The organism is Dokdonia ponticola (assembly GCF_042653865.1).
In the GTDB taxonomy this organism is placed as follows: Bacteria; Bacteroidota; Bacteroidia; order Flavobacteriales; family Flavobacteriaceae; genus Dokdonia; species Dokdonia ponticola.
On record NZ_JBHSFV010000001.1, the window covers coordinates 327,228 to 334,141 of the forward strand.

Consider the following 6,914-nt stretch of genomic DNA (forward strand, 5'->3'; position numbering starts at 1 on the left):
ATTCATGCGAAGCTTAAGATAAAAGCTTCTATTTTGATTTATATAGGGATTTAATAATACCGTCAGATAATCCTATGCTAGGCACAATAATCTGCTCTGCACCTGACCATTTCATGGTACGTAAATAGATTTGAAGCGCAGGAATTATGACGTCTGCCCTATCAGGATTTAGACCTAATTTAATCACACGATCATCATAACTTAGGTTGTTTAACTTTTCATGAAAATTTAAAAGATGAATGTATGAAAGTGATTTGCTGGATTTTCGTCCACTCATCTTCATAATCTTATTAATATTTCCTCCTGAACCAATCACTGTTATTTTTGAATAAGAGCTTGTTTCGTCAGTAATCCACCGCAACATACGCTTCCAAGCAGATTCAGTTACTAGATGATTCAAAATACGAACAGTTCCTATTTTAAAAGATCTTGACGTCTTTACTTTTCCTTGGTCATACAGCGTACATTCTGTACTACCTCCCCCTACATCTACGTAGAGATATACTCTACTTTTTTGAATAATACTATGTAAATCTGTAGCCGCAATAATAGCTGCTTCTTCTTTCCCATCGATGATTTCGATTTCTATACTCGTTTTTTCTTTTACCATTTTCACAACTGCATCCCCATTTATCGCCTCTCGCATCGCAGACGTAGCACAAGCTCTATAATACTTTACTTGATGCGCATTCATGAGTAATCGAAACGCCTGCATAGCGTCTAGCATTCGCTGCGTATTTTTTTCTGAAATTGCTCCTTTGGTAAAAACATCCTCCCCTAATCGAATTGGGACTCTTATTAATTCATTCTTTCTAAAAAGCGTCGGACTATTCTCTTGCTCAATAACATTGGCCACTAGAAGTCTAATAGCATTAGACCCTATGTCAATCGCCGCATATTTCTCAATGGTTAGCATTATTCTTTCAAAGCATTTAGATAATAATCATAGGTAGCAAATTGGGATCGTACTTTTGGCTTGTCATTTTTAACATAAGCGTTATCCTGTTTTGAATTGAGTAGTCGTGCTTTTACATTATCATTCCAACAAATATCTAATGTTTCTAGAATTTCCCTCTTTATATCTTTGTCATATATAGGACAACTTACCTCCACTCTGTTATCAAGATTACGTGACATCCAGTCTGAAGAAGATATATACACCTTAGACGTATCTCCTTTTCCAAAAACATATACTCTTGGATGTTCTAAGAATTTATCTATGATACTAATAGCACGAATATTTTCACTTAATCCTGGAACTCCAGGAATCAAACAACAAATCCCTCTTATCATTAAATCTACTTGAACACCCGCCTGACTAGCCTCATAGAGCTTGTCAATAATTGCATAGTTAGAAATACTATTAAGTTTAAGTAGTATATAGCCTTGCCCTCCCTCTTCTGAGATTGCTATCTGCTCATCTATAAGCTTATAAAATGTATTCCTACTGTAATGAGGAGACACTATTAAATGCTTGTACTTATTAACAATATAATTCGTATCAAAAAACACAAAGAGTTTTGACAAGTCCTTTAGTATATTTTGATCTGCTGTAAAGAGTGTATAATCTGTGTATATCGCAGCCGTTTTATGATTAAAGTTTCCTGTACTTATAAAACCATACCTCTTTATTTTATCATTTTCCTCTCGCTCTATCACACACACTTTACTATGCACTTTTAATCCAGGTACCCCAAAAATAAGTTTGACCCCTTGATTTTCCATCTGCTTAGCATACATCATATTGGACTCCTCATCAAAACGAGCACGAAGTTCTATCTGCACTGTAACCTCTTTCCCATTTTGAGCTGCATTAATCAATGCACTTGCAATATGTGACATTTTAGCAAGTCTGTATATGGTAATTTTTACTGACTTCACCTTTGGATCGAGTGCTGCCTCTCTTAAAAACTTAATCGTGTATGCAAAGGTGTGATAAGGTGCATATTGCAAATAGTCTTTTTTAGCTATTTTTTCAAACATGCTACAATCCAATGTAATACCTTTAATAGGAAGCGGTTTTTGCTTTGGATACAACAAATCCTTACGACCCAAACTCGGGAAGCCCATATAATCTTTACGATTATGATATCTCCCTCCAGGAATGATACTATCATCATTTTCTATATCCAGCTTCTTAAGTAAAAAAGCTAAAGTCTCTTCCTCTATAGTTTTGTCAAATACAAAACGTACAGGAGCCCCATCTTCTCTCCCTTGTACAGACTGGGAAAGTTTCTCAATAAAACTCTTACCTAGATCAGACTCTATGTCAAGCTCTGCATCTCGTGTAATTTTAATCATGTGTGCAGAGATAGACTCATAATCAAAAATACTAAAGAAGCTATCTAAATTGTAACGTATCAAATCATCAATCATCATGATACAATCATGATCATCTATTTTAGGCAGTACAATAAAACGATCGATACTGCTTGGTATTTCAAGCAATGCATAAATAGGAGGCTTTTCTCCTTTCATAACCATTTTTATAGTTAGGTATGCATCTAAATCCTGTATGCGAGGCAACTCTACATCTTCTCTTAAAATGATGGTCTCTATCGCCGGACTTACCTCTTCAGTAAAGAAATCCTTGATAAATTTCTGATGTTTTTCGTGTGTAATCTGAGTTTCATCAAGAATATGAATCCCTTCATCTTCAAGTTTTTTATAAATATCATCCAAGATATTTAAACTCTCTGCCTGCTGTTCTATCACAATATCGGTAATCATAGGCAGTAATTCTTCTGCTGTGTACACCCCTAATGCTTTTCTACCCTTACGCCCTGCACGTACAATACGACGAACTGTGGCATAACGCACCTTAAAAAACTCATCTAGATTATTAGAAAAAATACCTAAAAAACGTAATCGTTCTATAAGAGGTACTGTCTCATCAGCAGCTTCTTGTAACACACGACCATTAAACTGTAACCAACTTAATTCTCTATTTATATATCTGCTACTTTGTTGTTCGTTCATGCTTTATAATTCTTTAGGTATGCTCGTAAAAATAGTCTTTCCTTGACTTATATCCCTCCAATGATTTACAGAAAATTCAATCGCTGTAAATCCGCAGGTAGGGACGTTATCAATTCGTTTATCCCCGTACGTATTTACCACATTGGTCATCGCGTTATTATGCCCAAACACCATTAAACAATCTATGCTGTCATCACAACTCCGTATCACTTCTACGAGATCCCTTCCATCAAAATCATATAATTTGTAGTCTAATACAATGTCTTTTTCTGAAATGTTATACGCTTTCGCGAAAAAAAACGCAGTCGTCTTCGCACGCATCGCATCACTACTCATGATCAGGTCTGGTTTTGGCATGGCATCGGCTACGTGAGCAGCCACTAAAGGTGCATCTCGCAATCCTCTATCATTAAGGGGGCGTGCATGATCAATGACATCAAACTTCCAACTGGATTTTGCATGTCGTACTAGGTATAGTGTTTTCATATCAAGGTGCTAAACGTTCTTTTATCCATGAGGAATCTTCCAATCTATATCGGATTCGATCATGTAATCTACTAGGTCTTCCTTGCCAAAATTCGACAGAAACGGGTTTTACCAAATAACCTCCCCAATGAGACGGTCTTTTAATTACCTCAGAATCATATTTCGCTTTAAGCGCACTCATTTTTTCCTCCAATACCTCACGTCCTTTAATCACACGACTTTGATCAGAAACCAATGCTCCTAGTTGACTATCCTTGGGGCGTGCATTAAAATAGCGATCAGATCGCTCAGCAGCTACTTTGCTCACAGTCCCCTTAATAATTACCTGACGCTCCATACTCGGCCAAAAAAAAGAAATCCCCACCTGTGGATAGTTGGCGATACTCATTCCTTTTTCACTCTCATAATTCGTGTAAAACACAAATCCCTTCTGATCATATTCTTTGAGTAAAACAATTCTCGATTTTGGAAAACCATCTTCTCCTAGCGTCGCAAGCGTCATCGCATTGGGTTCTTTTACGCCACCATCTTCCTCGATTTCTTTAAACCAAGTCGTAAATTGTGCCATAGGATGATCACTCACATTTTCAATGAGCAATTCTCCTTTTGCATATGTTTGCCTAAAAGCATGTAAGTCTCTATTCATGCTCGCTAAGGTACGAGAAAGCTAACAAAGTTAAAAGCCATAATCATAGGTTTCACATAGAATTAACCCAGAAAATCAAGACTCAAATAGGGGCATTCACCCCTTGATTCAATATCTTGATTTTTATACCTTTATAGGTAAAGTCATTTTTTATGAAACCACAAAGACATATACAGCTGTACGCACACATTTTGGTCATCTTATTGACACTTAGTATCACCGCTTCTTGCGTAAGTACCCGCGTAGAAGCCAATCCGTATCAAGACAGTGCTGTCAATATAGAATGCCAGAAAAAAAGCAGCTGGAGCTACTGGTGGGGATTAAAACAAAAACGGGTCAATGCCAACCCTGAAGTTGAAAATGCTGTTTGCCCATGTCGCGAAAAAGCCATGACTTGGGTAGAAACCAAAACTTCTTTGGGAGACTTTGTACTAAGCCTCGTCACTCTAGGTGCTGTAAATCACAGAACCGTTACCTACGGGTGTGCAAGACCACACGATGGCGACGGAGGATTGGACGATTAAACAATCAATCATTGAGAGCTTCTTCTAGAACAACGATAAAAATGACTTAAAAACATCTTTTTTAACGATCTAACAGCCAACGGTTAAGAACTAAAAGAGCTAAAAAATACATTAATACAACTGAGTATGATACCAGAAGGATTAGAAAAACTACCCATCCAGCAATGGACCAATAAGCACGAAAACTTCACCCATGACCTTGTGCCCGACACCTCCTTTAAAGTGTATAATCCCTCTGGTGGCAAGAGACGAGAGCGCTATCATAAAACCACCAAAAACTTCCAGTGGCTTATTAAACACGGTATTGATCATAATATCCGACTGCGCGCGATGGGAAGCGGATGGTCCTTTACCAAAGTAGGCGTTACCGAAGGCGGACTCATAGACACAGCTTCATTAAATTTTTCTTTTCCGCTTACGCGAAAGTATGTAGCCACTAACTACCCGAAACAAGTAGAAGACCTTTACTTCTTACAATGCGGAAGCATTATTTACGAAATCAACAACCGGCTCGCCAATAAAACACCTGCACGATCCATCAAAGCCTCTGGCGCCAGTAACGGACAAACCATTGCAGGCGCCTTATCGACAGGCACCCACGGTGCCGCTTTTGAAGTCGGCGCCATTCAAGATTTTGTAGTGGGTTTACATATTATCACAGGACCTAACGAACATGTTTGGCTGGAGCGAGCCTCCTACCCAGTGGCTGCACCCGCATTTGTGGATTGGTTAGATGCCAAAATCATAAAAGACGACGCCCTCTTTGAAGCAGCTTTGGTCAGTTTTGGGAGTTTTGGATTCATACATGGCGTCATGATCGAAACCGAACCTGTTTTCCTTCTCGAAGAACATCGTAAAGGAGATATTCCCTATAATGATGTTTTGAGAAAAGCCATGACACAACTAGACTTTTCAGGTCTTAACTTGCCTGGCGCAGGCCCTAACAAAGAGTTATATCACTTTGAAGTTCTTTTTAACCTACACAAATTTGAGAAAAACAATCCTGACAAAGGAGCTTTTTTGAAATACATGTATAAGAAACCCTACCAATTGCCTTATACCCCAGTGGTACGCGACAATAACTTTACATATGGAGATGACTTACTCGGTATTATGTCTTCAACCTTAGACCGACTAGGCGTGGTATCAGACCTATTGATTCCACCGATGGTGAACACCATGTTTGGTCTCGCTTTTGCACCGCAACCCCCACAAACAGGAACCATTCGCGAACTCTTTAACTATACTAAATTTAGAGGGAAAGTCGCCAGTGCTGCCATAGGTATTGACATTGCCGATGCCGCTCGCGTTGTAGAAGAAATTATAAATGTAAACGAAAATAAGCCTTTTCCTGGCGGACTTTCCTTACGATATGTAAAAGGCACCAAAGCCACGTTAGGTTTTACCAAATTTACCCATACCTGTGTCCTAGAAATGGATGGTGTTGACAGCAAAGCAGCCCGTGATTTTTATGAAGCCGTTTGGAATCGATTGGAAGACAAAAACATCCCGTACACATTACACTGGGGGAAAATCAACTTTAACCTCAACAAAACCCGCATCAAAAATATGTATGGTACCGCCAACGTAAATGCTTGGATTGATGCGCGTAATACCCTATTATCAAATGATGTTGCCAAGGTATTCACTAATAAATTCATAGAACGCTGTGGTTTGGATACGATTTTGGGAGCGATTGTGTAATCGTTTTTGGAAAAAAGAGAAGAGAATATAGACCGCTTCGCTGATAGAATATAGACTTTAAAAACACTCCCCTTAGTCCCCTCTTCTTAGAGGGGAAACTCATATGCTTTATTCTTTTACACGCTTTCGCGAAAACATACACAATAATATAAAAAGACTAAAAACTTTAAAAAATAGAGTATTACTCTATTTTTAACTTTAATATCTAAGTGACATAAAAAACAACCATTTCCCTTTGTGAAGTCTTAACACACTTTGAAACTAAGAACAAAAGGCTCCTTCCCTCTCTGAGCGAAGGTGGATGAATCGAAGTATGAGATTCAGACGGAAGGGAGCCCAGCCCCCTAACCCCCGAAGGGGGAACTCTTACTCTTGCTTTAAAAACGAAAACAAAAGCTCCTTCCCGCTCTGAGGGAAGGTGGATGAATCGAAGTATGAGATTCAGACGGAAGGGAGCCCAGCCCCCTAACCCCCGAAGGGGGAACTCTTACTCTTGCTTTAAAAACGAAAACAAAAGCTCCTTCCCGCTCTGAGCGAAGGTGGATGAATCGAAGTATGAGATTCAGACGGAAGGG

6 protein-coding genes are annotated in these 6,914 nt (G+C 38.8%); 2 read left to right on the forward strand and 4 right to left on the reverse strand.

What is annotated here, in order from left to right:
• Window positions 1-28: 28 nt before the first annotated feature.
• The 4 genes from ACFO3O_RS01525 to pdxH are packed head-to-tail and all read right to left on the reverse strand — an operon-like array spanning window position 29 to window position 4,111.
• On the reverse strand, window positions 29-916 hold the full coding sequence (locus ACFO3O_RS01525) for a Ppx/GppA phosphatase family protein (protein WP_379976765.1): 888 nt from the start codon (window positions 914-916) through the stop codon (window positions 29-31).
• Window positions 916-2,979: a polyphosphate kinase 1 gene (gene ppk1, locus ACFO3O_RS01530; protein ID WP_379976766.1), complete on the reverse strand. Its 2,064-nt coding sequence runs from the start codon at window positions 2,977-2,979 to the stop codon at window positions 916-918. The genes ACFO3O_RS01525 and ppk1 overlap by 1 nt, the downstream gene beginning before the upstream one ends.
• A gap of 3 nt (window positions 2,980-2,982) precedes the next feature.
• The gene (locus ACFO3O_RS01535; RefSeq protein ID WP_379976767.1) at window positions 2,983-3,465 is read right to left on the reverse strand and encodes a SixA phosphatase family protein; all 483 of its coding nucleotides are present in this window, start codon (window positions 3,463-3,465) and stop codon (window positions 2,983-2,985) included.
• Between the two features lies 1 nt (window position 3,466).
• Entirely contained in the window at window positions 3,467-4,111 is a 645-nt protein-coding gene (gene pdxH, locus ACFO3O_RS01540; RefSeq protein WP_379976768.1) for a pyridoxamine 5'-phosphate oxidase, read from the reverse strand.
• 152 nt (window positions 4,112-4,263) lie between these two features.
• On the opposite strand from pdxH, the gene ACFO3O_RS01545 reads away from it, so the two are divergent.
• Together ACFO3O_RS01545 and ACFO3O_RS01550 are read left to right on the forward strand one after the other, a co-directional pair.
• Window positions 4,264-4,635, forward strand: coding sequence for a hypothetical protein (locus tag ACFO3O_RS01545; RefSeq protein WP_379976769.1), 372 nt, complete (start codon window positions 4,264-4,266; stop codon window positions 4,633-4,635).
• Between the two features lie 126 nt (window positions 4,636-4,761).
• Window positions 4,762-6,339 (forward strand): FAD-binding oxidoreductase, encoded by a 1,578-nt coding sequence (locus ACFO3O_RS01550; RefSeq protein ID WP_379976770.1) that lies wholly within the window; start codon window positions 4,762-4,764, stop codon window positions 6,337-6,339.
• Window positions 6,340-6,914: the final 575 nt, after the last annotated feature.